This is a genomic window from Lysobacter hankyongensis (genome assembly GCF_039543145.1).
In the GTDB taxonomy this organism is placed as follows: Bacteria; Pseudomonadota; Gammaproteobacteria; order Xanthomonadales; family Xanthomonadaceae; genus Lysobacter_I; species Lysobacter_I hankyongensis.
The window spans coordinates 69,529-93,805 of the sequence record NZ_BAABJE010000007.1 but is presented as its reverse complement, the minus strand read 5'-3'; the positions used below and the strand labels follow the sequence as shown (position 1 = coordinate 93,805).

Here is a 24,277-nt window from a genome sequence, read left to right as displayed (position 1 = left end):
GCGCAGCGTGTCGTCGGGCCGGCGGAAATGGCGAGGGTCAACCCTCGGCGCGGGTGAGACTTTCGCCGCGGTGGTGGTCGACCATTTTTTCCTTGTGCTTCAACAGCAGCCGATCGAGTTTGTCGGCGAGCAGGTCGATCGCGGCGTACATGTCCTGGCCGGCGGCGTCGGCGTGCAGGGTGCGGCCGGAGATGTGCACGGTGGCTTCGGCGCAGTGATCGGGTCGGTTGATGCTGAGCTGGGCGCGGACGACGTCCATCGGGTGTTCGAAATGCCGGCCGAGGCGAGCGAGTTTGGTTTCGACGTAATCGCGCAGGGCGGGCGTGACTTCGAGCTGGTGGCCGTGGGTTTCGATACGCATCGACGGTGTCCTCTGAATGCCGGGCCTGGGTCGCACGTCGCGCCGTCGGGCCCGGCCCGTCGGCGGTGCGGTGCCGGTGCCGGCGCGTTCGACGCCGACTCCGTGATCGAAGACATCGGGTCGACTCCTCCTCCGCACAAGGGTGGTGCCGTCCGCAGCGTCTCCCTGTCGACAGGTTACCCCAGCACGCGGGGGACGCAAGTGCGAAAGTCGGTCGTGGCGCAGCGGCCGATGACGACGTCGTTCAGGCCATGCGCACGCGTTCGTGCGAAGCTGGAATGTTCATCGCTTCCCGGTATTTCGCGACCGTACGCCGCGCCACCGGTACGCCCGAGGCCTTCAGCGTATCGGCCAGTTTCGCGTCCGACAGCGGCTTGCGCGGATTCTCGGCGTCGATGAGGCGTTTGATCATCGACTGGATCGCGGTGCTGGACGCTTCGCCGCCGCCTTCGGTGCCGATGCCCGACGCGAAGAAGCTGCGCAGCGGCAACGTGCCGCGCGGCGTGAGCGCGTATTTGCGCGCGATCGCGCGCGAGACGGTGGATTCGTGCAGGCCGACTTCCGCGGCGACTTCGCGCAGCGTGAGCGGACGCAACGCCTGCTCGCCGAATTCGAGATAACCCGATTGCTGGCGGATCAGGCAACGCACCACCTTCAGCAGGGTCTCGCCGCGCGCTTCGAGATGTTTCAGCAGCCAGCGCGCTTCCTGCAGGCGGCCGCGCAGATACGCGGCATCGCTGCCGTTGGCGTGCTGGATCATGCCTTCGTAACCGCGATGGATGGTCAGCCGGGTGTGGCTGCCGGCCAGGCCCGCGCGCCACATGCCGTTGTGACGCCAGATGACGCAATCCGGGGTGATGTAGGTATCGGCACCCATGCCGCCCAGTTGCGAACCCGGTCTCGGGTCCAGCGAGCGCACCAGATGCAGCCCGGTCGCCGCGGTTTCCACCGAAAGTCCCAGCTCGGCCGCCAGCCCGTCCACACCCAGCTTCGGCAGCCGCTCCAGAACCTCGTTCACGATCCGCAGCGCTTCGGCCTTGCCGGGCGTGTCTTTGGACAGCGCTTCCAGTTGCAGGAACAGACATTCGCGCAGATCGCGGGCGCCCACGCCCAGCGGATCGAAGCGCTGGATCTGGTGGAGCACGGTGCCGATTTCGGCGGTACCGACGTTGATGTCCGGGCGCAGGGCCTCGGCGATGTTGTCCAGGCTTTCGCGCAGATAGCCGTCGTCGTCGATGGCGTCGATCAGCGTGGCGCCGATGCGCTGGTCGCGCGGCGAGAGCCGGGTGAGGTGCAACTGCCAGGACAGATGGTCGTGCAGCGATTCGGCATGGACCAGACGATCCATCGGATCGAGGCCGTCTTCGTCGCCCGTGCCGCCGCCGCCGCTGGTGCTCCAGCTGTCCGGTGGTTCCCAGCCGTCGTCATCGCCGCCGTGCTCGCGCTCGGGCGCCTCTTCCGGTGCGGCGGCTTCCGGCACCGCGGGCGCCTCGGGCATGCCCTCGGGCGCTTCGCCCACGGATTCGTCCCAGTCGAGCAGCGGGTTGCTTTCGACGGCGATGGTGATTTCGTTCTCGAGCTCCAGCGACGACAGCTGCAGCAAGTGTAGCGCCTGGCGCAATTGCGGCGTCAGGACCAGCTGTTGACCCAGCGATGTCTGCAGGCGTGGCTTCATGTCCGTATGTTAGAGCTTGTGGGCGGCGCGTGAACCCCCCTTGGCCCGATCCTTGCGTGCGGGGGCGTCCGCTGAAGTATCCCGGTGAATGGTTCCGGAGCGATGTGCCGCGGCGATCGATTTCCGTGACCACGGTCGAACAACCGCATCCCGCCGGCCCTGGTGGCGTTACAACCGGAAGGATTCGCCGAGATAGACGCGACGCACTTCGGGATTCGCCAGCAGCGCCTCGGGGGCGCCCTGGGCCAGCACCGCGCCCTCGCTGAGGATGTAGGCGCGATCGCAGATGCCGAGGGTTTCGCGGACGTTGTGATCGGTAATCAGCACGCCGATGCCGCGGTTCTTCAGATGGCGGACGATGCGCTGGATCTCGCCGACCGAGATCGGATCGACACCGGCGAAGGGCTCGTCCAGCAGGATCATCCGCGGTTTCGCGGCCAGCGCGCGCGCGATCTCGACGCGACGACGCTCGCCGCCCGAAAGGCTGGCGCCGATCTGTTCGGCGACGTGGCCCACCTGCAGTTCTTCCAGCAGGGCCGCCAGTTCGCGCTCGCGGCCGTCGTGGTCCAGGTCCCGGCGCAGTTCCAGCACCAGCCGCAGATTGTCGGCGACGCTCAGCTTGCGGAAGACCGAGGGTTCCTGCGGCAGGTAACCGACGCCGCGCTTGGCGCGCGCGTACATCGGCTCGCCGGTGATGTCGTGGCCGTCGAGCACGATGCGCCCGGCATCGGCCGGCACCAGGCCGACGATCATGTAGAAACAGGTGGTTTTGCCGGCGCCGTTGGGACCGAGCAGACCGACGACTTCGCCGGCGTTGAGGGTCAGGCCGAAGTCGCGCACGACCTCGCGCGACTTGTAGCGCTTGCGCAGCCCTTCGGCGACCAGCATCAGGGTTTTTCCGCGGCGGGCGGCGTGCGCGAGGCCTTGGGCTGGATGGTCATCCGGACCCGGCCGCTGTCGCCGCCGCTCTCGACGCGACCGCTCTTGAGGTTGTAGGTGAGGCGCTGGCCGCTGGTGCTGCCGCGCGGCGTGGTCACCGTGTAATTGCCGGTGAGCACGATCACGTCGGCGGTCATGTCGTAATCGATGCGGTCGGCTTTGGCGGTCATCGGCGAGCCGTCGTCCATCTGCTGCTTCAGCACGGCCTGGTTGCCGGTCAGCACCGCGCGGACGACGTCGCCGCCGCGCTGATGGATGTCGGCGCGGCTGGCGCGGATGTCCAGCGAACCCTGGGTGATGGTGACGTTCCCGGTGAGGACGTTCACGCTGTTGCCGTCGAGGGTGCCCTCCTGGCGGTCCGATTCGATGTTCATCGGCTGGCTGCGGTCCGCGTCGCGCGCGACGGCGATGCCGGCGAACGCCAGCGCGAGGACGGCGGCGGCGAGCGGCAGCGCGCGGCGGGCGGTGGTGTCAGCGATTGGGCGCATAGCGGGATTGGACCTCGGAGCGGAACACGTAGCGTTTCGTGGTCGTGGACACCGCAAAACCGCGTCCACGGAGTATAGAGCCGGGTTGGACGATGGTCACGACATCGTCGGTGGCGGCGCGGTTCTGGCGCGGAAACACGCTCAGGCGGCCGGTATTCATCGTGATCGGCCGCAGGTCGTCGGGCGGGCTGTTGGCCTTGACCTCGCCGCTGAGCCGGATCTCTTTCTGGTCGGCGCTGACCCAGCCCGTCTTCGAGCGGATTTCCCAGTACTTGCCGTCGCCGTTCGGCACCAGGAACAGCGGCGTGGTCAGCGACATCGTCTCGTCGCCCGGGCGGCGTTCCAGCGTCGGCGCGCGCAGCGTGAACGATTCCTTGCCCTCGGCGTTGAGCGCGATCAGCTCGAAGTCGCGCAGCACGTAGTCCGGGCGATCGTTGGCGGCCGCCACGCGCGGCGGCGGTTGCCGGTGTTTCCACACCGCCCAGCCGCTCGCGGCGGCGCCGACGATCAGCAGCAGAATGACGATGCCGCGCCAGCTCATGCGCGCTCACCGCTCGATGCGGGCGACAGCGGGGTGTCGATCCGGCTCTGCGCCATCAGCAGCAGGTCGCACAACTCCCGCGCGGCGCCGGCGCCGGCGTCGGCGCGGGTCCGCCAGCGGGCGGCATCGCGGGTGGTCGCATGCGCGTTCGCGGGCGCGATCGACAGCCCCACGGCGCGCATCGCAGCGAGATCCGGCAGGTCGTCGCCCATGAAGCTGACGGCGTCCAGGCCGATGCCCAGTTCGCCGCAGAGTTCGCGCACGCAGGCCAGCTTGTCCTTCGCGCCGATGTGCACGCGCAACTTCAGTTCGTTGGCGCGATGCACCGCGGCCGCGCTGCGGCGGGCGGTGATCAGCGCGACCTCGATGCCGGCCTCGCGCAGCAGCACCAGGCCCTGGCCGTCGTGGACGTGAAACGCCTTCAGTTCGCGGCCTTCGCTGTCGAGAAACAGGCGGCCATCGGTGAGCGTGCCGTCGACGTCGAAACAGGCGAGACGGATGCCGGCGGCACGGGCGCGCAGATCATCGTCGAACGCGGCGCGTTGTACGAGCGAGGCGGTTTCGACCGATGACGTCATCAGACGACCCGCGCCCGCAGCAGATCGTGGATGTTCAGCGCGCCGACCACGCGGCGTTCGCCGTCGATCACCAGCAGGGCGTTGATCTTGTGGGTTTCCATCAGTTGCGCGGCTTCGGCCGCGAGCGCATCGGCGTCGATGGTGATCGGCGTGCGGGTCATGAGCCTGTCGATGCGGGTGTCGCGCACGTCGGTGGCGGGATCGGCCAGCGAACGACGCAGATCGCCGTCGGTGTAGAGCCCGAGCAGACGGCCGTCGTCGTCGACGACCGCGGTCATGCCCAGGCGTTTGCGGCTCATTTCCAGCAGGGCGTCGCCGAGCGTGGCGTCGGCGCCGACCCGCGGGATGTCGTCGCCGGCATGCATCACGTCGGCGATGTGCAGCAGCAGGCGCCGGCCGAGCGCGCCGGCCGGATGAGAGCGCGCGAAATCGTCGGAAGTGAAACCGCGGGCTTCGAGCAGCGCCACCGCGAGCGCATCGCCCATCGCCAGTGAGGCGGTGGTGCTGGCGGTCGGCGCGAGGGCCAGCGGACAGGCTTCGGCGGGCACGCTCACGTCCAGATGCAGGTCGGCCTCGCGCGCCATCGTCGACTGCGGGCGGCCGGTCATCGCGATCAACAGATTGCCCTGGCGCTTCAGTACCGGCAGCAGGGTCAGGATTTCGTCGGATTCGCCCGAGTAGGACAGGGCCAGGACCACGTCGCGGTCGGTGATCATGCCCAGATCGCCGTGGCCGGCTTCGCCCGGATGGACGTAGAAGGCGGGCGTGCCGGTGGAGGCGAGGGTGGCGGCGATCTTGCGCGCGACGTGGCCGGACTTGCCCATGCCCATGCAGACCACGCGTCCGGCGCAGGCCAGCATCGCCCGGCACGCGGCGGCGAAATGGCCGTCGATCCGTGCCGCGACCGCGGCCAGGCCTTCGCGCTCGATCTCGAAGACGCGCCGGCCGCTGTCGGCCAGCGTGGTGTCCGGAACGTCGCCGGAGGCCGGCTTGGAGTAGGGCAGAGTGGCGTTCGCCATTGGGGAGCCGGCGGCTTTCCGTTACGCTAGTCGGCCAATTCTACGCACCCGCATTCAGCTTTGCCCGCACCGGCGATGAATGCGGGAACCCGGCGCGTTCCAGGTTCCGCCTCCGGCGCGCCGCGGAATCCCCTTCGTCCCTCCGACACGGCATCGACATGACCCCCGAGACCATCCGCCAGCTCATCGAACAGGGCCTTCCCGACGCCCAGGCCCATGTCCAGGGCGACGACGGGGTGCATTTCGAGGCCGTGGTGGTCTGCGCGGCCTTCCAGGGCAAGCTCCCGCTGGCCCGCCACCGGATGGTCTACGCCACCCTCGGCGACCTCATGGGCGGTGCGATCCACGCCCTCGCGCTGAAGACGCTGACCCCCGAAGAAGCCCGGATGTAAGCCGGCGGCGGCCGCCGGCCGTCGCTTTCCGGGGACGCATGCATGCGCCCCCATTCCCGCAACACTCCAGATCACACGACGACCCCATGCAGAAAATCGTAGTCACCGGCGGCGTGCCGCTCGAAGGCGAAGTCCGTATCTCCGGCGCGAAGAACGCGGTGCTGCCGATCCTGTGCGCGACGCTGCTCGCCGACGGTCCGGTGGACATCGGCAACGTGCCGCACCTCCACGACGTGGTGACCACGATCAAGCTGCTGCGCGAACTCGGCGCGCAGGTCGAACACGACATCGACAACGGCCACGTGCGCGTCGATGCGCGCAGCGTCAACAGCCACGTCGCGCCGTACGAACTGGTGAAGACCATGCGCGCCTCGGTGCTGGTGCTCGGCCCGCTGCTCGCGCGTTACGGCGCTGCCGAAGTGTCCCTGCCGGGCGGCTGCGCCATCGGCTCGCGTCCGGTCGACCAGCACATCAAGGGCATGCAGGCGCTGGGCGCCGAGGTCTCGGTCGAACACGGCTTCATCAAGGCCAAGGCCGATCGCCTCAAGGGCGGCCGCGTGGTGTTCGACATGGTCAGCGTCGGCGCGACCGAGAACGTGCTGATGGCGGCGGCGCTCGCCGACGGCGTCAGCGTGCTCGAGAACGCGGCGATGGAACCCGAGATCGTCGACCTCGCCGATTGCCTGATCGCGATGGGCGCGAAGATCGAAGGCGCCGGCAGCAACCGCATTACCGTGCACGGCGTCGAGCGCCTGCACGGCGGCAGCCACGACGTGGTCGCCGACCGCATCGAGACCGGCACCTTCCTGGTCGCCGCGGCGATGACCGGCGGCCGCATCGTCGCCCGCGCCGCGCGTCCGGAAACACTCGACGCGGTGATCGACAAACTCACCGAGGCCGGCGCCGAGATTGCCGTCGACGCCGACAGCATCACCCTGGACATGCGCGGCAAGCGGCCGAAGGCGGTGAACATCGCGACGGCGCCGCACCCGGGCTTCCCGACCGACATGCAGGCGCAGTTCATGGCCCTGAACTGCGTCGCCGACGGGGTTGCGGTGATCACCGAAACGATCTTCGAAAACCGCTTCATGCACGTGCAGGAACTGCAGCGGCTCGGCGCGGACATCCGCATCGAAGGCCACACCGCGATCGTCCGTGGCCAGCCGCAGCTCAGCGGCGCACCGGTGATGGCGACCGACCTGCGCGCCTCGGCGTCGCTGATCCTCGCCGGTCTCGTCGCCGACGGCGACACCATCATCGACCGCATCTACCATCTCGACCGCGGCTACGAGCGCATCGAGGCCAAGCTCTCGGCGCTGGGCGCGAAGATCAAGCGGATCGATTGATGTGCCCCCGGTACAGCGGCCTTGAGGCCGCCGTACCTTTCGCGAGGAACAGCGGCCTGGTTTTCAACAGTCGAATGACTGGTCAGGCCGCTCTACTGCACGATGTCTTCCCGTTCCGTCGATCGCGCGATCGCGATCAACGCATCGACACGATCCGCAGATCGATATCGTCCTTGCCGTCCTTGCGCTGCAGGATGCGCGCCGGCAGCGCGAGGCCTTCGACCACCCACACCAGCATCTGTTTGTTGCCGTTGCTGCTGACGAGTTTGGTCGCCTGCTGCGGCTTGCCGCCGATGGTGATGGATTCCTTGCCTGCGATGGTGAATTGCATCGGCTTGGCGCGGCCTTCGTCGACCATGCGGTAGCGCAGCGGCTTGCCGGCGAGCGTGTCGCGGACGAGGGCGAGGTTCAGCAGCAGACCGTCGACGTCGCCCGCCTGCAGCGGCACGGGGCCGGCGCGCTCGGGTTTCACGTCGCCGCTCCAACGCGCGACGCCCGCGGCCCAGTCGTACACCGCGCTGCGGCGAATCTTCTTGATCAGCAGCAGCGAAGCGTCGGTGCCGCTGAGCGGGCGCCACTGGCCGTTGCGGTCTTCGAAGACGGTGACCTGGGTCAGCTGCGCGACCTGATTGCTGACCTTCAGCGTGTATTTCCACTGATCGCCGCCCTGCGGCTCCACGGTCATGCGGCCCTTGGCCGAAAGACCCATGTAACTGGCTTCGTAGTCGGCCGCGAACGGCTCCAGCGCGTGCGCCGGCAGCGCGATCGCGGCGGCGGCGAGCGTCGTGGCGACCAGCAGGCTGCGGGCGGTGGACGTAAGGCGGGCGGGCATCATGATGTTTCCTTGGAAATAGAGCCGGCGGTTGCCGGTCTCGGGACGGGCGTGTCGCATCATTCGTATCCGACGAGGCGCAGATCGACGGCATCCTCGCCGTCCTCGCGCTGAAGGATGCGGATCGGCGTGGGGACGCCTTCCGCGACCCATACGATGGTGTCGTCGTTGCCGCCGTTGGTACGCGTCACCTTCAGCGCCGAATAACTCAATTCGCCCACCGCGACCGGTTCCGGCGCGGCGGCCGCCTGGTAGACGTGTTCGCGAACCCGGCCGCCTTCGACGAAACGATAGCGCAGAACCGCGTCGGGACGGGCGTCGCGCACGATCGCGAGATTGATCAGCAGGCCGCTCATGTCGCCGGCCTGCAGGGCAACCGGTGCGCGATGACGTTGCTTGAGGTCGCCACGCCACTGCGCGCTGGCATGGGCCCAGTCGTAGACGCCGGTGGATGTGCGGCCCAGCAGCATGCCCTTGCGCACGGTGCTCTGGCTCAGCGGGCGGTAGCTGCGGTCGTCGAGCGCATCGAAGACGGTGCTTTGCTGCACGTTCAGACCCAGCACCCCGGCCATGCCCCTGCGACCTTCGATGCCCAGGTCCACCCGCCATTGCGGCGAGCGCAGTTGGACCAGTCGGAGGGTGGCGTCGCCGGCGGGTTTGGCGTGATAGCGGGCTTCGTAGCGGGCGACGAACGGCGCCAGCGTCGGTGCGGCAGACATGGATGCGGCCTGTGCCTGCGCGGTGTCCCCGGCTGTGGCCGACGGCGTCTGCGCCCCGGCCGGAGGCGGGAGGCAGATCAGGAACAGGGCGAGGGCGGCGAGTGGGCGCATGACGGCCGGGATCATGCAAGCCGCCGGTTGGCTCCGAGCTGAAGCGGGGCGGTGAGCGGCGCTCCGTTCAGGAAGATGCCGCCGTCGCGCAGGCGCAGCCGGTCTTCCGCCAGCAGTCGGACGGTCTCGACCAGCAGCGGATGTTCGATCGCGCGGACCCGTGCGGCGAGCGCAGCCTCGTCGTCGCCGACCAGCACCGGCACCCGCGCCTGGGCGATGACCGGACCGCCATCGAGATCGGCGGTGACCGCGTGCACGCTGGCGCCATGTTCGCGTGCGCCGGCGTCCAGCGCCTGACGATGGGTATGCAGGCCCTTGAACGCCGGCAGCAGCGATGGATGCAGATTGATCATGCGACCCGGGCGCGCGTCGACTTCCGCTGCCGCGATCAGTCGCATGTAGCCGGCGCAGACGATCAGGTCGGCGCCGGCCGCGTCGACATCGGCGAAGAATGCGGCGTCGAAGGCCTCGCGGCTCGCGAAATCCTTCGGCGAGCGAGCGACGGCGGGAATGCCGGCATCGCGCGCGCGCTGCAGCGCCGCGCAATTCGGCTTGTCGGAGAACACCGCGACGATCCTCGCCGGAAGCGCGTCGCCGGCGATCGCATCGATCAGCGCCTGCAGGTTGGTGCCGGCGCCGGAGGCGAGCACGGCGATGCCGAATGCCGCCACGTCAGGCGTCCGCGAACAGCGCTTTCACCGGCGGTTTGGTCAGCGAGATCAGCGTGAACACGCCGAGCACGGTGCCGAAGGGCATCATCATGCATTCAAGCGCGGCGACCACCAGACACAGCGTGTGGCGGCGGCGCTGGCGCAGGCAGCGCCCGGCGTAGGCGATGAAACCGGCGAAGGTCAGGCCCAGACCGATGAACAGCGCGGCGAAGCCGATGAAGAACCAGCCGGCGATGGCGGCATTGGGATCGCTCGCTTCCATTTTGCCGCTGACCATCGCGATCCCGATCACCAGGTGGATCACCGGAAACAGCGAGAACAGCGCGGTAATGCCGGCGACGATGTAGTGGAAGATCGACAGCAGCCGCAGGTGTTCGAGATCCTGCGCGGTGGTGTCGACGCTCGATGCGGGCGTGTGCGTCTGCGTATCGATGGATGGGTCCATGTGCGGGTCCATGTGGATCTCAGCCGATCCGAACGCGTTCGCCGTCACCGGTGGGGACGACGTCGCCGATCCGCCAGTGCGACAGCGCGAGGCGGTCGAGTTCGGCGCCGATGGCGGCGGTCGCGGCCTGCGGCACGATCAGCACGAAGCCGATGCCGCAATTGAAGGTGCGCCACATCTCTTCGCGCGGCACGTTGCCTTCGCGCTGCAGCCATTCGAACACCGGCGGCAGCGGCCACGACGAGGCATCGATGTCCAGGCCGAGGCCGTCGGGCACCACGCGAATGATGTTCTCGGTCAGGCCGCCGCCGGTGATGTGCGCCATCGCATGGATGTCGCCGCCGTGCGCGCCCGCCAGCAGTTCGAGGATCGGCTTCACGTACAGCCGGGTCGGCGCCATCAGCGCATCGACCAGCCTGACGCCGCCGAGGTCGTGATCGGCGGGCCGGCCGGCGCGGTCGTAGATCCTGCGGATCAGCGAATAGCCGTTCGAATGCGGGCCGCTGGACGCGATGCCGATCAGCGCGTCGCCCGCGCGCACCTTCGCACCGTCGAGGATCTTCGATTTCTCCACACCGGCGACGCAGAAGCCGGCGAGATCGTATTCGCCCGGCGGGTACATGTCGGGCATTTCCGCGGTTTCGCCGCCGATCAGTGCGCAGCCGGACAGCTCGCAGCCCCTGGCGATGCCGCCGACCACCGCGACCGTGGTGTCCACGTCGAGCTTGCCGGTGGCGAAATAATCGAGGAAGAACAGCGGTTCGGCGCCCTGCACCAGCACGTCGTTGACGCACATCGCGACCAGGTCGATGCCGATGGTGTCGTGGCGGTTCAGCTGCTGCGCCAGTTTGAGCTTGGTCCCGACGCCGTCGGTGCCCGAGACCAGCACCGGTTCGCGGTACTTGGCGGAGAGGTCGAACATCGCGCCGAAACCGCCGAGGCCGCCCATCACCTCGGGGCGGAAGCTGCGCTTCACCAGCGGTTTGATGCGCTCGACGACCTCGTTGCCCGCGTCGATGTCGACGCCTGCATCGCGGTAGGTCATGGCGGCGGGCGAGGTGTCGGGCGGGGTCTGGGTCACGGCAAGGGCTGCTGGCGCGGAGAGGCGGAATTGTAGCCCGGCGCGGCGGTCGCCCGGGCCGGTCGCGGGCGGATGCGGGCGCTTTCGCTTACCCGGGCAGGGCCGTTGTGGCACCATTTCCGGCGATGGCCAATGTCCGGGACGTGAAAATGCGGCAGTCGAGTGGAGCGTGGATGCGGTGGTCGGGCGGATTGCGCCGGGCGTTCGGCCTGTGCGCGGGCTTGGGCCTGGCGTTCGCGCTGGCGATGCCCGTGGCCCACGCCCAGCGCGTGGAGGGCGACCGTGCGGCCGCCAGCGGCATCTACGAGGCCGAGGTTCCGGTGAACAGCCAGACCGACACCGAGCGCAACAACGGTTTCGCCCGCGGGTTGGCGCAGGTGATGGCCAAGATCAGCGGCGACCGCACCGCCACCGGGCGCCCGGGTGTCGGCCAGGAACTGCGCCGCGCCAAGGATTACGTGGCCGGCTACGACTATCGCCAGGATCAGGGCGTGTCCGCCACCGGCGCGCCGACCTTCAAGACCATGCTGGTCGTGCGTTTCGATCAGGCCAAGGTCGACAGCGTCATCGGCGCGCTGGGTCTGCCGATCTGGCCGCAGCCGCGGCCCAAGCCCGTGCTGTGGCTGGCGATCGACGACGGCAAGGGGCCACGTCTGGTCGGCGTGGGCCAGAGCAATGCCGCCCGCGCGGTGCTCGATCGGGCGATCGAGCGCGGCTACCGTCTCGGCCTGCCGGCCGGCAACGCCGCCGAACAGGCCGCGGTCGGTGCGATCTGGCGCAGCGATACCGGCGCCGTCGCCCGCGCCTCGGCGCGCTACAGCCCGCCGATGCAGCTCATCGGCAAGCTCTACCGCAAGGGCACCGGCTGGAAAGCCGACTGGATCTTCGTCGACGCCGGTCGCGTGCTGTCGAAATGGTCGACCGAGCATTCCGACGCTCGCGCCGCGATGGCCGGCGGCGCCGACGGCGGCGCGGACGCGCTGATCCGTCGCTATGCCCGCCGCGGCGGTGGTGCCGGCGCGCCCGGCAACTATCGCGTGCTGATCACCGGCATCGACAGCGCCGACGATTACATCCGCCTGATGACCCACCTGCAGGAGATCTCTGTGGTGCGCAAGGTGCGCCCGGTCCACGCCGGCCCCGATGGCCTGCTGCTGGAACTGGAACTGATCAGCGGTCTGCCCGGGTTCCGCAAGATGATCGACGGTCGCGGCGTGCTGGTCGGCAGCGCCGCCGCGGCGTCGGACGGCACGACGCCCCCGGCCGAGAGCGAAACGCCGCTCGTGCCCACGTTCGACATGCGCTGAGGCCGAAATGGATATCCGACCCGAACCATCCGGCGGTCCCGACAACTCCGGGGCCGTCGAGGACATCGCGCTGTTCTTCCGTCGTCTGCAGTGGGCGCTGTTGCTGCTGGGCGTGGGCGCGCTGATCTGGCTGCTGACGCCGGTCCTCACGCCGTTCGCCGCCTCGCTGCTGCTGGCGTGGCTGGGCGACCCGGTGGTCTGCCGCCTGCAGAAGCGCGGCATGTCGCGCAACGGCGCGGTCGCGCTGGTGTTCACGCTGATGGTGCTGGTCGTAGTGGTGCTGGTGCTGATCCTGGTGCCGGTGATCCAGGAACAGGTCGTCGTGCTCGTGAGCAGCGTGCCGAACTATCTGGACTGGCTGTCGAAGACCGGATTGCCGTGGCTGCAGGCGAAGACCGGTCTGGACATCGTGGCCTGGCTGGATCAGGACGCGCTGATCGACATGCTCAAGCGCAACTGGAAAGGGGCCAGCGGCATCGCCACCCAGGTGCTCGGCGTGGTCACCCAGTCCGGTTTCACGGTGCTCGGCTGGTTCGCCAACATCGTTCTGATCCCGTTCCTCACCTTCTTCTTCCTGCGCGACTGGGGTCTGCTGGTGCAGCGCGTCGCCGGCTTGGTGCCGCGCGCGCGCGCTGCGGTCGTGGCGCAGCTGGCGAAGGAATCCGACGCCGTCCTCGGCAGCTTCCTGCGCGGCCAGTTCCTGGTGATGCTGGCGATGGGCGTGTTCTACGCCGTCGGCCTGTGGGGCGTGGGCCTGGAAGTCGGCATCCTGATCGGCGTGCTCGCCGGCCTGCTCACCTTCATTCCCTACATCGGCCCGACCACGGTGCTGGTCGGCGGCGTCATCGCCGCGCTGGTGCAGTTCGGCGACTGGCAGCATCTGGTCGGCGTGCTCGCGGTGTGGGGCCTCGGCCAGGTGCTGGAGAGCTACGTGCTGACGCCGAAACTGGTGGGCGACCGTGTCGGCCTCAGCCCGGTGACGGTGGTGTTCGCGGTGATGACCGGCGGCACGCTGTTCGGTTTCCTCGGCATGCTGCTGGCGCTGCCCGTGGCGTCGGTGGCGAACGTGCTGATCCGCCACGTGCACACGCAATACACCGCAAGTCGTTTCTATCTCGGCGACGACGTGGCGACGGCGAAGATCGAGATCGCCGAAGTGCATCACGGGCGCCAGCCCGTGGCGACCGATGCAGCCAGGCCGGCGGAGCCGACGGACCCGGCGTGAACGCGAGCACACCCGCCACGGCCGCGGTGCAGTTGCCGCTGGCGCTGCGGTTTCCGCCCGACCAGCGGTTCGAGACCTTCGCTTCGGCGCCGGCCGGCGCGCTCGCGCAGTTGCGCGCGCTGGCGCAGGGCGACGCCGCGGATTGCGTGTATGTCACCGGCCCCGCCGCGACCGGCAAGAGCCATCTGCTGCTGGCGGCCTGTGCGGAAGCCGAGGCGGCGGGTCGTCGCACCGCCTATCTGCCCTTGGCCGCCGCCGCTGGCCGCCTGCGCGACGCGCTGGATGCCTTCGAACATGCCGATCTGCTGGCCCTCGATGGCCTGGAAGCGGTGGCCGGCGATCGCGAGGACGAGATCGCCCTGTTCGATGCTCACAACCGCGCCCGCGATGCAGGCCGCACGCTGCTCTACGCCGCGCGGGTCGCGCCCGATGCGCTCGAACTCGTGTTGCCGGACCTGCGCTCGCGGCTGTCGCAATGCGCGCGGATCGCGCTGGAAGCGCTCGACGACGCGGGCCGCGCCGAAGTCCTCCGCCTGCGCGCGCTGCGCCGCGGCCTGCAGCTCGACGATGCCGCCATCGATTGGTTGCTCAAGCGCGTGGATCGCGATCTGGTCAGCCTCACCGGTCTGCTCGATCGCCTCGACCGCGAATCGCTGGCCGCGCAGCGTCGACTGACGGTGCCGTTCCTGAGGCGGATCGTCGGGCCGGCGTGAATGCGGCCGCCGCGCGGCGGCCGCCTGGGGATGCGGTTACGGCGTGAACCAGCCGGTCGAGATGTCCCAGAAGTACACGTTGAAACCGGGGCTGAGGCCGCAGTTCGCCGCGCCCGGGGTGGGGCAGAGCACCACGAAGCCGAGGCCCGTGCCCCGCGTGTCGACATCGCCCGGCAACTGCCCGTGGTAGCGCCAGTCCGTGGTCTGCCCGGTGGCGGTGTTGGTCGCACGATAGGCGACGCCGTTGCGCGAGGCGTGCGCTTCGATCTGGTAGATCACGTCGTTGCGGAAGAAGCCGGGATCTGCCGACGCGCCCAACGATTCGATCTGCTGTTGCACGCCCGGAACGTTGAGCGCGTAACGCTCGCCGAGGATGCCGCCCAGGTAGCGGTGAACGATGAAGCCGCGCGCATCGTAGGACTCGCTGCCGGGAATCGACAGATTGCGGAATTTCGCGCGCATCGCCACCGCGAGGTGATCCTCGTTCGGTGTGCCGAACCAGTTGCGCGTGTACAGCTTGAACGTCAGCCACTGCACCTGATCGGGGTTGCCGCTGTAGTTCCGGGTGCAGTTCTGCAAATGCCCGGGCGCATGATTGCGATTGCCCTCGGGATTGCGTCCGAGCACCACCGGCGCGGAGGCGCCCCGGTAATACACGGTACGGGTGACGTCGCTGCCGTTGCCGGCGCTGGAGAACACGACGTACTGCGGTGTCGTGCAGTCGTTGAGTTCGGAGATGTCGGCATGCGCGGTGCCGGTGGCCGCGAGCGCGAGGCCGGCGGCGAAGGCGACGGCGACGATCGCCCGCAACCAGCGGGTCGGTGCGTGGGCGTGACGTGGGTGCTGCATGGGGGGCTCCCGGGCCAGGACTTGATGGCGACATGTCTTCAAGCGCAGAAGAGCCGCGATCAGGATCACGGCTGCGAGCTTGCGGCGCGGCCTGCTGCCGGTCTGCGATGTCGGAAGCGTAAAGTCTCGCGGACGCCTCGTCGCTGCGCCGCGTCGGTCAGTCGAACGGATAGACGCTGCCGATGAAGGCGATATCGCCCGGCGAGAGCATGGTGTTCCGGCGCGTGGCGAACCCATTTTCGGTCCACTCCGCGGGGAATCCGTACATCATGATCGACGTTTCGTCGAACGCGCCGAAGTTCGTCTCGCTGCGCGCGTAGCGCTGGAAGAAATTGCGGTCGGTCTTCTCCCGCGACCAGCGCATCGGTGGGCCGGCGTAAAACGCGTAGATGGGTTCCTTGCGCCAAGGAATGCCGTTTTCGGGGTGTTGATGCTCGTGGATGCAGCCCAGCACGTGGCCGAACTCGTGCAGCACCGCGCGATGGTATTCCTCGTCCTTGGTTTCCGGGGTCAGCCCGGCCAGCGTCATCGTGGCTTTCGAGCGCGAGACGCCGAGCGCATCGGTACCGATGTGGGACGAGTTGCCGGGGCCGCGGAACGAGATCCGGATCTCGGCGCGGTCGTGGTCGCCGAAGTCGAATTTGAGGTTGGCGTGCCGCAGCCAGATCCGGGCGATGTCGGCCACCCGCGCCTGCACCGTTGTGTCGCCATCCAGAAACGCGATCTTCAGCGTGCGGCCCGGCTTCCAGCGCTTCCCGGTCAATACCGCCATCCGCGTGCGAAGCCCGCCGCCAGCCGCGGCGGCATAGTCACGGACCGGGCGGGGCGGTCGATTTCCCGCGAATTCCCGGATCGCGTTGCGGACGCTGTATTTCGCGCGGCTGCGTGGGAGGTCGAGATCGATGCAGACGTGGCACATCTTCGATTCCTCCGAACGGTCATGGCCCGGGATTGCGGGTTCAGCTGCCGAGACTGCGATCCAGTTCCGCCAACCGCTCCGGCGTTCCCACATCCGTCCAACGTCCACGATGATGTTCGCCGGTCACGCTGGCGCGACCCATCGCGGCGCGCAGCAGCGGGGCGAGTTTGAAGCGCGGCGGTTTCTCGCGCGCGCCGGGTGCGTCGCCGATGATCCGCCGCCAGTCGTCGAACAGATTCGGGCGGTACACGCCGATGCCGGCGAAGGTCAGCCGCGTGCCGGTGTCGCCGTCGACGATCTCGTCCGCGGCGGGCGTCGCGCTCAACACCTGTCCGTCGCGCATCAGGCTGAAATCGCCGCGTGCGTTGTGATCGGGATTGTCGACCAGCACCAGATGCGCGTCGCTGGCGGGCTCACGCGGCAGCGCGGCGAAGTCGTGGTCGGTCCAGATGTCGCCGTTGATGGCGAGGAAGGGCTCTTCGCTGATGCGCTCGCGGCCCAGCAGCGGCAGTGCGTGCCACATGCCGCCGCCCGTCTCCAGCGGCGTCGGGCCTTCATAGGTGTAGTCGATATGCACGCCGAACCGCGAACCGTCCCCAAGCATTTCCGGGAATCGCTGCGCGAGCCAACTGGTGTTGATCACCACGTCGCGGATGCCCGCGGCGGCGAGTTTTTCCAGATGCCACACGATCAGCGGCTTGCCGCCCACCGCCAGCAACGGCTTGGGCGTGCTGTCGGTAAGCGGCTGCATCCGTTCGCCCAGGCCCGCGGCGAAAATCAAGGCTTTCATGGCGCCGCATCCCCCTGTGAGCGTCCCCGCCACTGTGCCATGGAGACCCGCGTCGGGACTGTGCCGTTCGGCACGTCGTCGCGTTCAGGCACGCAGTGCGGGGCGGACGTGGCGGTCGAGCAGGGTGCCGAGCGGCGACAGATCGGGATATTTCCGCACCATGGCGTCGAGATAGGCGAGAAAGCGCGGCGCATCGGCGATGTATTTCGGCTTGCCGTCGCGATGGTGCAGGCGGGCGAAGATGCCCATGACCTTGAGGTGACGCTGCACGCCGATCCAGTCGGCGTCGCGGCGGAAGCGCGCCAGCGGCGGCACCGGCAGCCCGGCGGCCAGCGCACGGGCGTGATAGCGGTCCAGCCACGCATCGACGCGATCCTGCGGCCAGCTCAGGAACGCGTCCTTGAACAGGCTCAGCGCGTCGTAGGCGATCGGGCCGCGCACCGCATCCTGGAAATCGAGTACCGCCGGGCCCTCGTCGGCGGGCATCAGATTGCGCGGCATGAAATCGCGGTGCACCAGCACCTGCGGCTGCGCCAGCGCGGCATCGATCAGCCGGCGGTAGACGAGTTCCAGGGCTTCCAGATCGCCGCAGTCCAGGGTGATGCCGAGGTGACGGCCTAGGAACCATTCGTCGAACAGTTTCAGCTCGCGCGCCAGCAACGCCTCGTCGTAGCCGGGCAGATCCGCCGGCGGTGCGATCCGCTGCAGCGCCAGCAACTGGGTTACCGCGTCGTCGAACAGCGCGTCGGCGTTGTCGGCGTCGATGACGTGCAGATAGGTGTCGCGGCCGAGATCCTCCAGCAGCAGGAAGCCGGCGTCGGCGTCTTCGGCCAGCACCCGCGGCACGCGCACGCCGCCGGCTTCGAGCAGGGCGCGGATGCGCAGCCACGGACGCACGTCTTCCTTGTCCGGCGGCGAGTCCATCACGATCACGCTGCCCGCGACGGCCGCATCGGCGGCGCTGTCGCCGCGCCAATAGCTGCGGAAGCCGGCGTCCATCGAGGCGCGTTCCAGCGTCAGCCCGGCATCGCCGGTCGCGGTGCGGACCCAGGCATCGCGGGCGGCGGCGCGGTCGTCGGTCGAGAGGGCATCGTGGGCTGAAGCGGGGTCTGTGCGCATGCGGGACGGCGGCGGTTCGGCGAAGCCGACAGGGTAAACTGCGGGCCACGTTTTCGGGAGCGCGCCATGATCGAACTGCAGCCGGTGTTGTTGTCGGGCGGGTCCGGAACCCGGCTGTGGCCGCTGTCGCGCGAGGCCTATCCGAAGCAGTTCCTGGCGCTGGCTGGCGACGACACCATGCTGCAGGCCACCTGGCGCCGGGTCGAAGCCATCGCCACGCGCGCGCCGCTGGTGGTGGCGAACGAGGCGCATCGCTTTCTCGTCGCCGAGCAGTTGCGGGTGATCGGTGCGCCGACGCCGCGGATCGTGCTGGAGCCGGTCGGCCGCAACACCGCGCCGGCCATCGCTGCCGCCGCGCTGATCGCGCGCGCCGATCCGCAGCACGCGCAGGACGATCCGCTGCTGCTGGTGCTGCCCTCGGACCACGTCGTCCGCGATCCCGAAGCCTTCCGCAGGGCGGTACTCGCCGCGGTGCCCGCCGCCGATGCCGGTGCGCTGGTGACGTTCGGCATCGTGCCGCAGTCGCCGGAGACCGGTTTCGGCTACATCCAGGCGGACGCGGCGCAGGCCGGCACGGGCGACGGCGTGCGTCGCGTGCTGCGTTTCGTCGAAAAGCCCGACGCCGCCACCGCGCAGCGGTATCTCGACGAAGGCGGCTATTTCTGGAACAGCGGCATGTTCCTGTTCCGCGCCTCGCGCTTTCTCGCCGAACTTGCGAACTATCGCCCCGACATCCTCGACGCCGCGCGCGCCGCCTGCGAGCACCTCGATCCGGACGGAGAGTTCCTGCGTCTCGACAAGGCCGCGTTCTCGGTGTCGCCGTCGGAATCCATCGACTACGCGGTGATGGAGAAGACCGACGCCGCGATGGTGCTGCCGGTGGACATCGGCTGGAACGATGTCGGTTCATGGTCGGCGCTGTGGGACGTCAGCGAGCAGGACGGCGACGGCAACGCGCACCACGGCGACGTGATCGCGATCGACACCCGCAACAGCTACGCCTACGCGCGGCGACTGGTGGCGCTGGTCGGCGTCGACGATCTGGTGGTGGTCGAAACCGACGACGCCGTGCTGGTCGCCGCGAAGGACAAGGTGCAGGACGTGAAGCAGGTCGTCGCCAGGTTGAAGGCCGACCAGCGCTCGCAGGCCGCGCTGCATCGCGAAGTGCAGCGCCCCTGGGGCAGTTACGATTCCGTCGACATGGGCGCGCGCTTCCAGGTCAAGCGCATCAAGGTCAAGCCCGGCGCATCGCTGTCGCTGCAGTCGCACGCGCACCGCGCCGAACACTGGATCGTGGTCAGCGGCATCGCCCGCGTCACCCGCAATCTCGACGTGTTCGAGCTGGTCGCGAACCAGTCCACATACATTCCCATCGGCGCCAAGCACCGACTTGAAAACCCCGGCACCGAAATGCTGGAGCTGATCGAAGTGCAGTCCGGCGATTACTTGGGCGAGGACGACATCGTGCGCTATGAGGATGTGTATGGACGGGGCTGATCGTTTCGTGTTCTGTCCATTCCGGGGCGCACTGCGGATGCGATCGTGGCGCATCCGGTTCGTGCGGTCGCTGCTGATCGTGTCGCTCGCTCTCGGCGCGATGGTGCATGCGCAGGCGATACCGCCGCCGCCACCGCCTCCACCGAGTCCGGACGCGGGCGACATGCGCGTCTCGCTCCTGTGGCGGCCCTCGCTGGAACCGGTCCAGGCGGCATTCAAGGCATCGGGGTTGCGGGTCGCGGAGCCGGTGCTGCTGATCGCCTACGACGCCGACGGGCGTCCGACCAATATCGATGTCGTGAAGTCTTCGCGACATCGCGATCTCGATCGCGCCATCGTCGAGTGGGCCAAGCAGGTCCGCCTCGCGACCACATCGGCGGGCAGTGGACGGATCCCTTTCAGCTTCATCGACGAGACGTTGACGGAGGATGTCGCGCCGATCCCGGAGATCAGGGTTGCGGAGCTGGCGTTCAAGCCGCCGCTCAAGGCCGTGCTGCAGAGTTTCGCGTCCACCGATTTCTCCGAAGCATTCGCGGAAGTGCATGTCGACTACGCCGCCGACGGCGGCGTCACCGATGTGCGACTGGTCGATTCGAGCGGAAGCGCTTCGCTCGACAAGGCCGTCGTCGCCTGGTCGAAGCGCATCAAGCTGAAGCCGGGTACGGCCGGCATGGGGCGCTTGCCGTTCGTGTTCAGGAAGCCCTGAGGGCTGTCCGCATCGTGATCGGTTCCGGTATGACAGTGCGTGCAGCGTCGCGATGAATCTCGCCCTCTTCGACTTCGACGGCACCATCACGGATCGCGAGATGCTGCCGGCGTTCGTGCGTTTCGCGGTACCGCCGTCGCGACTGCGGCTGTGGTCGTGGCTGCTGGCGCCGTGGGTGATCGGCTATCGGCTCGGCTGGGTCTCGGGCGTGTCGATCCGCCGGAAGATCGCGTGGTTCGGCTTTCGCGGGATGTCCGCGGCCGATTGCCGCGCCGCCGGCGAGCGCTTCGCACGCGAGGCCCTGCCGGCGGTATTGCGTCCGCAGGCGATGGCGCGGATCGCGTGGCATCGTGCGCGCGGCGATACCGTGGTCGTGGTGTCCGGTGCGTACGATGTCTACCTGCAACCCTGGTGTCGCGAACACGGGCTCGGGCTGATCTGCTCGTCGCTGGAAACCGTCGACGGCAGACTCACCGGCCGTTACGCTGGCGCGCAGTGCGTGGGCGCGGAAAAGGCCCGGCGCGTCCGCGAGCAGTACGTGTTGTCGGATTTCGGTGCGGTCCACGCCTACGGCGACACGCCGGAAGACGCCGAACTGCTGGCGCTGGCCGACGAGAGCTGGTTCCGGGTCTGGCCCGAGACCTGACGCGGCGCCGTTTGCGGTCATGATCCTTTTCGCCTTCCCGATCCGCTGATCAGGGTGGCTCCGCGTCTGTCGGGGCCGCCGCCGACGACAGTCCGCGGCAACCGCGACGAGGAATCGAATCGATGCGATTGGCGAAACACCTGTGGAAGGCGGCGCTCTGCGCGGGTCTGGCGGCGAGCGCGCCGCATGCGGCGATGGCGGAGGACAGCATCGTCGCCACGACCTGCGCGCTGCCGGCCGGGCAAACGATGTGCACGCTCAATATCCGCTGGCAATCGTCCAGCAAGGAGGCGATGGTCTACGTGGTCGACCCGATGACCGGCGACGCCAGGCTGTGGGCGGCGAACGGCACCAGCGGCGATCAGGACTGGCCCTATGCCGTGCAGTGGCCCGGGCAGGAATTCGAAGTGCGGGTGAATGGCATCGCCACGGCGCGCACCCGGGTCTGGGGCAAGCGCATGCAGAAGGCCGCGCTGGCGGGCGGCATGAACTACTTCTACTACGACATCGATTACGCCCAGAACCCCGAAGGCCAATGGGTGCCGTATACCGCGATGGAAGGGCTCGGGCATTTCGTGCTCGGCGAGACCGTCATGAACCAGTTGATCGAGATGCACGAGGCCGGTGCGCGCACGCTGCGGATCCCGGTGTGGTTCCTCGACGAGGGGCGGATGGGAACGCCGCCGAACGACTATGCCTGCGGCCCCGATCCCGCACCGTCCGATCCCGTTTCGAAACGCGGCGCGTCCGGCGGGCTCGAAGCCGCCTGCAGGACGAATCTCGCCAAGCTGCTCAATTACGCGCAGCAGATCGGTTACGAGCACGTGATCGTCGGCCTGTTTCCGCAGTGGCGCAACGATCCGTGGTCGTGCGAACTCAGCGAACCCAAGCGCTGGCAGGCACTGGCCGACCAGAACTATCGCGTGATCGCCGACCTGCGCGCGATCGCGCGCGCCTCCGGCCTGAAATACATGATCGATCTCGGCAACGAAGGCATTCCGCAGACCGGACGCCCCGCCTGCCACTTCGACTATGTGCGTGCGACCTGGAACCGCTATGCCGCGGAGTTCGGCACCCTGGATACCGTCGGCTTCTCGATCGCCGTCGACAGCACCTGGACGGCGCAGCATCGCTACGGCCAGATCGCATCGCTGTACGGCAGCCGCACGCCGACCGCGATCGACGTGCACGTCTACGGCGACGGCAGCAACGGCAACACCGACGCGGCGATCTTCAGCGCGCTGCTCGCGCAGCAGTCGGCGTTGCCGGCGAAGTACCGCGCGCTGCCGTGGATCGTGGGCGAGGCCTTCTTCAACGACGCGGCCGCGGCCCAGGCGTTCGCGAACGGCGCGGCCTCGAAGGAGATCCTGTTCGTCAATCACTGGCCGCTCGCGCGCAGCCCTCGGCGCATGGTGCCGCCGGCGTCGTTCCCGCTGTTCGACGCCTATCGCCAGCGCGGGTTCTGAGCGTCGCCCGTCGACGCCATCGCTCTCGTATCATTGTCGCGAACATGTGCGTATCCCGCATCGTTTCGGCCTTGAACGCACGACCATTCACCGGGAGTCCGTCACTTGAAGATTTCGCTCATCGTGGTTTTGGCATCGATGCTGTGCCTGTCCATCGCGCAGGCGCAGGGCGCCCCGCCTCCGGCCGAAGTCGCCGCCCCCGCGGCGGTGGACACCTCCAGGCCTCATATTCCGGGACTGGTCTCGTATCCGTCCCTGCGCAAGGTCCAGCGGGCGATGGACGCGACCAACCTCGCGACCCTGCAGCTGACGGTGGAAGTGCAGTGGGACGACGAGGGCCGGGTGCAGCAGGCGCGCGTGCTGGAGCGGACCGGCAGCGGCGGCGTCGAGAAGGCGGCGCTCGCCTGGGCGCGTGGCCTGCGCTTCGAGCCGGGCACCTCCGGCAAGGGCCTGATTCCCTTCCGGTTGCGCAACGACCGGAAGGGCGGCGGGAACATGCCGTATTTCCCGGGACCCGGCGCAGGCCCCTGAGTGCCGACACCGGCGTATGGCGGTCTTCGGCGCGCGCCGGTCGTCGGAGGATGTCGCATCGCGCGTCGCACTGGCGGCCCGATGCGCGATGATCGGCGTTGCGGACTTCCGCATCCTCATCCGCCCGATGGAGGCAGCATGCGCAGCGTATCCCCGGCAATGACGATTCTGGTTGCGGCGTTCGCGCTGCCTGTCTCCGCCGCATCCCCACCCGCCGCACGGGGGCCGTCGTTTTCCTGCGCCAAGGTCGCGCCGGGCAGCATCGAGGCGATGGTCTGCACCGATGCCGCGCTGTCGGCGCTGGATCGCACGTTGGCCGATGTCTACGCGCGGGCCTCGAAGAAAGCCGCGAAGGAACGCCCGTCGACCTTGCGGGCTGAGCAGTCGGGCTGGGTCAAGGGCCGCAACGACTGCTGGAAAAGCGAGGGCAAGCCCGCCTGCGTGCGCGACGCCTACGTCCGCCGCATCGCCGAACTGCAGGCGCGCTACCGGCTGGTGCCGGTCGTGGCGAGCGTGCGTTATGTCTGCGACGGACAGCCTGCGAATGAAGTGCTCGCGACCTATTTCGAGACCGAGCCGGCGACGCTCATCGCCGAACGCGGCGACAGCGTGTCGCTGATGTATGTCGAGCCCGTCGCCAGCGGAGCGAAATACGTCGGTCGCAACGAGTGGTTATGGGAGCACCACGGCGAGGCGACCGTGGTCTGGGGCTATGGCGCGCCCGAAATGCGCTGCGTGCCGGCGCGCTGATGCCGGCATCCACCGCGCCGTTTCGTTCCGCCTGTTTCTTGTTCCACCTGTTTTCGTTCTGTCTGTCCGCCCTGGGGAGATTCCGATGCGTCGAAGCATGAAGTGGCTGTTGTCCGGATGCCTGCTCGTGCTGCTGTTCGGGGCAGGCGTGTCCGTGCTGACCTGGCGCTTCGTGTCCTCGAACAAGGACGCCTGGCTGAGTCGGGGCACCGAAGCCGTGGCCGAAGGCGAGCGGGCGGGCCGCGATCTCGACGATCGTGTCTGCGTCGATGCCTCGATCGCGCGGCTGAAGGAGGACGGATCGTTCGGCACGGGCCTCGGCGCGCGCCTGTGGTTGAGCGGCTGTCTCCGTGCCAGTCGTCGCGCAGATGGCTTCTGCGACAAGGTGCCGCCGCCGGGCGAGATCGTGAAGACGATCGAATGGAGCGCCAGCGCCTGCCTGCGGCATGGCCGCGGCAACGATTCCGGCTGCAACGGTTTGATGCAGGAAACCCAGAAGCACTGTGCCGAGGCGGACGTCGCGTCGTCGCCGTAGCGAATGCGGAACTCCGCGCCGCGGAA

Annotated in this window: 28 protein-coding genes; 12 read left to right on the top strand and 16 right to left on the bottom strand. The window is 68.5% G+C overall.

Features of this window, described 5'->3' with window-relative positions; all coding sequences use genetic code 11:
* Positions 1–37: 37 nt before the first annotated feature.
* The 7 genes from hpf to ABD974_RS08535 form a co-directional block, all read right to left on the bottom strand.
* The gene (gene hpf / locus ABD974_RS08565) at positions 38–361 is read right to left on the bottom strand and encodes a ribosome hibernation-promoting factor, HPF/YfiA family (RefSeq protein ID WP_345302896.1); all 324 of its coding nucleotides are present in this window, start codon (positions 359–361) and stop codon (positions 38–40) included.
* A gap of 244 nt (positions 362–605) precedes the next feature.
* Complete coding sequence (locus tag ABD974_RS08560; protein ID WP_345302895.1) at positions 606–2,036, bottom strand: RNA polymerase factor sigma-54; 1,431 nt, start codon at positions 2,034–2,036, stop codon at positions 606–608.
* Between the two features lie 168 nt (positions 2,037–2,204).
* Positions 2,205–2,924, bottom strand: coding sequence for an LPS export ABC transporter ATP-binding protein (gene lptB, locus ABD974_RS08555; protein ID WP_345302894.1), 720 nt, complete (start codon positions 2,922–2,924; stop codon positions 2,205–2,207).
* Positions 2,924–3,463 carry a lipopolysaccharide transport periplasmic protein LptA gene (gene lptA / locus ABD974_RS08550; protein WP_345302893.1) on the bottom strand — a complete coding sequence of 180 codons (540 nt, stop codon included), beginning with the start codon at positions 3,461–3,463 and terminating at the stop codon, positions 2,924–2,926. Before lptA ends, lptB begins: the two co-directional genes overlap by 1 nt.
* A complete protein-coding gene (gene lptC / locus ABD974_RS08545) occupies positions 3,447–4,004 on the bottom strand; it encodes an LPS export ABC transporter periplasmic protein LptC (RefSeq protein WP_345302892.1) in 558 nt (185 codons plus the stop codon). Before lptC ends, lptA begins: the two co-directional genes overlap by 17 nt.
* Complete coding sequence (locus ABD974_RS08540; protein ID WP_345302891.1) at positions 4,001–4,582, bottom strand: KdsC family phosphatase; 582 nt, start codon at positions 4,580–4,582, stop codon at positions 4,001–4,003. The genes lptC and ABD974_RS08540 overlap by 4 nt, the downstream gene beginning before the upstream one ends.
* Positions 4,582–5,601 (bottom strand): KpsF/GutQ family sugar-phosphate isomerase, encoded by a 1,020-nt coding sequence (locus ABD974_RS08535; protein WP_345302890.1) that lies wholly within the window; start codon positions 5,599–5,601, stop codon positions 4,582–4,584. The genes ABD974_RS08540 and ABD974_RS08535 overlap by 1 nt, the downstream gene beginning before the upstream one ends.
* 158 nt (positions 5,602–5,759) lie before the next feature.
* Here ABD974_RS08535 and ABD974_RS08530 point away from each other — a divergent pair, with 158 nt between their 5' ends.
* Both ABD974_RS08530 and murA read left to right on the top strand, forming a co-directional pair.
* Positions 5,760–5,993, top strand: coding sequence for a BolA family protein (locus ABD974_RS08530; RefSeq protein ID WP_345302889.1), 234 nt, complete (start codon positions 5,760–5,762; stop codon positions 5,991–5,993).
* Between the two features lie 86 nt (positions 5,994–6,079).
* Complete coding sequence (gene murA / locus ABD974_RS08525) at positions 6,080–7,339, top strand: UDP-N-acetylglucosamine 1-carboxyvinyltransferase (protein WP_345302888.1); 1,260 nt, start codon at positions 6,080–6,082, stop codon at positions 7,337–7,339.
* Between the two features lie 136 nt (positions 7,340–7,475).
* Here the strand turns inward: murA and ABD974_RS08520 are convergent, their stop codons facing one another.
* The 5 genes from ABD974_RS08520 to purM all read right to left on the bottom strand — a co-directional run bounded on the left by ABD974_RS08520 (position 7,476) and on the right by purM (position 11,162).
* Complete coding sequence (locus ABD974_RS08520; RefSeq protein WP_345302887.1) at positions 7,476–8,171, bottom strand: DUF3108 domain-containing protein; 696 nt, start codon at positions 8,169–8,171, stop codon at positions 7,476–7,478.
* A gap of 59 nt (positions 8,172–8,230) precedes the next feature.
* Positions 8,231–8,890: a DUF3108 domain-containing protein gene (locus ABD974_RS08515; protein ID WP_425562661.1), complete on the bottom strand. Its 660-nt coding sequence runs from the start codon at positions 8,888–8,890 to the stop codon at positions 8,231–8,233.
* 122 nt (positions 8,891–9,012) lie between these two features.
* The gene (purN, locus tag ABD974_RS08510; RefSeq protein WP_345302885.1) at positions 9,013–9,672 is read right to left on the bottom strand and encodes a phosphoribosylglycinamide formyltransferase; all 660 of its coding nucleotides are present in this window, start codon (positions 9,670–9,672) and stop codon (positions 9,013–9,015) included.
* Position 9,673: 1 nt separating this feature from the next.
* Positions 9,674–10,117, bottom strand: a complete 444-nt coding sequence (locus ABD974_RS08505) for a hypothetical protein (RefSeq protein WP_345302884.1) — start codon at positions 10,115–10,117, stop codon at positions 9,674–9,676.
* A gap of 19 nt (positions 10,118–10,136) precedes the next feature.
* Positions 10,137–11,162 (bottom strand): phosphoribosylformylglycinamidine cyclo-ligase, encoded by a 1,026-nt coding sequence (purM, locus tag ABD974_RS08500; RefSeq protein ID WP_345303014.1) that lies wholly within the window; start codon positions 11,160–11,162, stop codon positions 10,137–10,139.
* Between the two features lie 209 nt (positions 11,163–11,371).
* On the opposite strand from purM, the gene ABD974_RS08495 reads away from it, so the two are divergent.
* The 3 genes from ABD974_RS08495 to hda are packed head-to-tail and all read left to right on the top strand — an operon-like array spanning position 11,372 to position 14,443.
* On the top strand, positions 11,372–12,505 hold the full coding sequence (locus ABD974_RS08495) for a DUF2066 domain-containing protein (protein ID WP_425562659.1): 1,134 nt from the start codon (positions 11,372–11,374) through the stop codon (positions 12,503–12,505).
* Positions 12,506–12,512: 7 nt separating this feature from the next.
* On the top strand, positions 12,513–13,730 hold the full coding sequence (locus ABD974_RS08490) for an AI-2E family transporter (protein ID WP_345302883.1): 1,218 nt from the start codon (positions 12,513–12,515) through the stop codon (positions 13,728–13,730).
* On the top strand, positions 13,727–14,443 hold the full coding sequence (gene hda / locus ABD974_RS08485) for a DnaA regulatory inactivator Hda (protein WP_345302882.1): 717 nt from the start codon (positions 13,727–13,729) through the stop codon (positions 14,441–14,443). The genes ABD974_RS08490 and hda overlap by 4 nt, the downstream gene beginning before the upstream one ends.
* 36 nt (positions 14,444–14,479) lie before the next feature.
* Here hda and ABD974_RS08480 read toward each other — a convergent pair whose 3' ends face one another.
* The 4 genes from ABD974_RS08480 to ABD974_RS08465 form a co-directional block, all read right to left on the bottom strand.
* Positions 14,480–15,292: a hypothetical protein gene (locus tag ABD974_RS08480; protein WP_345302881.1), complete on the bottom strand. Its 813-nt coding sequence runs from the start codon at positions 15,290–15,292 to the stop codon at positions 14,480–14,482.
* A gap of 157 nt (positions 15,293–15,449) precedes the next feature.
* Positions 15,450–16,055 carry a zinc metalloprotease gene (locus tag ABD974_RS08475; protein ID WP_345302880.1) on the bottom strand — a complete coding sequence of 202 codons (606 nt, stop codon included), beginning with the start codon at positions 16,053–16,055 and terminating at the stop codon, positions 15,450–15,452.
* Between the two features lie 196 nt (positions 16,056–16,251).
* Entirely contained in the window at positions 16,252–17,001 is a 750-nt protein-coding gene (gene murU, locus ABD974_RS08470; protein WP_345302879.1) for an N-acetylmuramate alpha-1-phosphate uridylyltransferase MurU, read from the bottom strand.
* Positions 17,002–17,085: 84 nt separating this feature from the next.
* The gene (locus tag ABD974_RS08465; protein WP_345302878.1) at positions 17,086–18,120 is read right to left on the bottom strand and encodes an aminoglycoside phosphotransferase family protein; all 1,035 of its coding nucleotides are present in this window, start codon (positions 18,118–18,120) and stop codon (positions 17,086–17,088) included.
* Positions 18,121–18,186: 66 nt separating this feature from the next.
* Between ABD974_RS08465 and ABD974_RS08460 the strand changes: the two genes are divergently transcribed.
* The 7 genes from ABD974_RS08460 to ABD974_RS08430 all read left to right on the top strand — a co-directional run bounded on the left by ABD974_RS08460 (position 18,187) and on the right by ABD974_RS08430 (position 24,251).
* Positions 18,187–19,617 carry a mannose-1-phosphate guanylyltransferase/mannose-6-phosphate isomerase gene (locus ABD974_RS08460; protein WP_345302877.1) on the top strand — a complete coding sequence of 477 codons (1,431 nt, stop codon included), beginning with the start codon at positions 18,187–18,189 and terminating at the stop codon, positions 19,615–19,617.
* A gap of 163 nt (positions 19,618–19,780) precedes the next feature.
* Complete coding sequence (locus ABD974_RS08455) at positions 19,781–20,323, top strand: TonB family protein (RefSeq protein ID WP_345302876.1); 543 nt, start codon at positions 19,781–19,783, stop codon at positions 20,321–20,323.
* Between the two features lie 52 nt (positions 20,324–20,375).
* The gene (locus tag ABD974_RS08450) at positions 20,376–20,969 is read left to right on the top strand and encodes an HAD family hydrolase (RefSeq protein ID WP_345302875.1); all 594 of its coding nucleotides are present in this window, start codon (positions 20,376–20,378) and stop codon (positions 20,967–20,969) included.
* Between the two features lie 122 nt (positions 20,970–21,091).
* A complete protein-coding gene (locus ABD974_RS08445) occupies positions 21,092–22,435 on the top strand; it encodes a hypothetical protein (RefSeq protein ID WP_345302874.1) in 1,344 nt (447 codons plus the stop codon).
* 105 nt (positions 22,436–22,540) lie between these two features.
* The gene (locus tag ABD974_RS08440) at positions 22,541–22,966 is read left to right on the top strand and encodes an energy transducer TonB family protein (protein WP_345302873.1); all 426 of its coding nucleotides are present in this window, start codon (positions 22,541–22,543) and stop codon (positions 22,964–22,966) included.
* A 138-nt stretch (positions 22,967–23,104) separates the two neighbouring features.
* Positions 23,105–23,716, top strand: a complete 612-nt coding sequence (locus ABD974_RS08435) for an MliC family protein (RefSeq protein ID WP_345302872.1) — start codon at positions 23,105–23,107, stop codon at positions 23,714–23,716.
* Positions 23,679–24,251 (top strand): hypothetical protein, encoded by a 573-nt coding sequence (locus ABD974_RS08430; protein WP_345302871.1) that lies wholly within the window; start codon positions 23,679–23,681, stop codon positions 24,249–24,251. Before ABD974_RS08435 ends, ABD974_RS08430 begins: the two co-directional genes overlap by 38 nt.
* Positions 24,252–24,277 lie beyond the last annotated feature (26 nt).

Bases quoted from the DNA above. Each gene is read 5' to 3' on its own strand.
- hpf (WP_345302896.1), bottom strand. From the start codon at position 361: ATGCGTATCGAAACCCACGGCCACCAGCTCGAAGTCACGCCCGCCCTG.
- ABD974_RS08560 (WP_345302895.1), bottom strand. From the start codon at position 2,036: ATGAAGCCACGCCTGCAGACATCGCTGGGTCAACAGCTGGTCCTGACG.
- lptB (WP_345302894.1), bottom strand. From the start codon at position 2,924: ATGCTGGTCGCCGAAGGGCTGCGCAAGCGCTACAAGTCGCGCGAGGTC.
- lptA (WP_345302893.1), bottom strand. From the start codon at position 3,463: ATGCGCCCAATCGCTGACACCACCGCCCGCCGCGCGCTGCCGCTCGCC.
- lptC (WP_345302892.1), bottom strand. From the start codon at position 4,004: ATGAGCTGGCGCGGCATCGTCATTCTGCTGCTGATCGTCGGCGCCGCC.
- ABD974_RS08540 (WP_345302891.1), bottom strand. From the start codon at position 4,582: ATGACGTCATCGGTCGAAACCGCCTCGCTCGTACAACGCGCCGCGTTC.
- ABD974_RS08535 (WP_345302890.1), bottom strand. From the start codon at position 5,601: ATGGCGAACGCCACTCTGCCCTACTCCAAGCCGGCCTCCGGCGACGTT.
- ABD974_RS08530 (WP_345302889.1), top strand. From the start codon at position 5,760: ATGACCCCCGAGACCATCCGCCAGCTCATCGAACAGGGCCTTCCCGAC.
- murA (WP_345302888.1), top strand. From the start codon at position 6,080: ATGCAGAAAATCGTAGTCACCGGCGGCGTGCCGCTCGAAGGCGAAGTC.
- ABD974_RS08520 (WP_345302887.1), bottom strand. From the start codon at position 8,171: ATGCCCGCCCGCCTTACGTCCACCGCCCGCAGCCTGCTGGTCGCCACG.
- ABD974_RS08515 (WP_425562661.1), bottom strand. From the start codon at position 8,890: ATGTCTGCCGCACCGACGCTGGCGCCGTTCGTCGCCCGCTACGAAGCC.
- ABD974_RS08505 (WP_345302884.1), bottom strand. From the start codon at position 10,117: ATGGACCCATCCATCGATACGCAGACGCACACGCCCGCATCGAGCGTC.
- purM (WP_345303014.1), bottom strand. From the start codon at position 11,162: ATGACCTACCGCGATGCAGGCGTCGACATCGACGCGGGCAACGAGGTC.
- ABD974_RS08495 (WP_425562659.1), top strand. From the start codon at position 11,372: ATGCGGTGGTCGGGCGGATTGCGCCGGGCGTTCGGCCTGTGCGCGGGC.
- ABD974_RS08490 (WP_345302883.1), top strand. From the start codon at position 12,513: ATGGATATCCGACCCGAACCATCCGGCGGTCCCGACAACTCCGGGGCC.
- ABD974_RS08480 (WP_345302881.1), bottom strand. From the start codon at position 15,292: ATGCAGCACCCACGTCACGCCCACGCACCGACCCGCTGGTTGCGGGCG.
- murU (WP_345302879.1), bottom strand. From the start codon at position 17,001: ATGAAAGCCTTGATTTTCGCCGCGGGCCTGGGCGAACGGATGCAGCCG.
- ABD974_RS08465 (WP_345302878.1), bottom strand. From the start codon at position 18,120: ATGCGCACAGACCCCGCTTCAGCCCACGATGCCCTCTCGACCGACGAC.
- ABD974_RS08460 (WP_345302877.1), top strand. From the start codon at position 18,187: ATGATCGAACTGCAGCCGGTGTTGTTGTCGGGCGGGTCCGGAACCCGG.
- ABD974_RS08455 (WP_345302876.1), top strand. From the start codon at position 19,781: ATGCGCGTCTCGCTCCTGTGGCGGCCCTCGCTGGAACCGGTCCAGGCG.
- ABD974_RS08450 (WP_345302875.1), top strand. From the start codon at position 20,376: ATGAATCTCGCCCTCTTCGACTTCGACGGCACCATCACGGATCGCGAG.
- ABD974_RS08445 (WP_345302874.1), top strand. From the start codon at position 21,092: ATGCGATTGGCGAAACACCTGTGGAAGGCGGCGCTCTGCGCGGGTCTG.
- ABD974_RS08435 (WP_345302872.1), top strand. From the start codon at position 23,105: ATGCGCAGCGTATCCCCGGCAATGACGATTCTGGTTGCGGCGTTCGCG.
- ABD974_RS08430 (WP_345302871.1), top strand. From the start codon at position 23,679: ATGGCGCGCCCGAAATGCGCTGCGTGCCGGCGCGCTGATGCCGGCATC.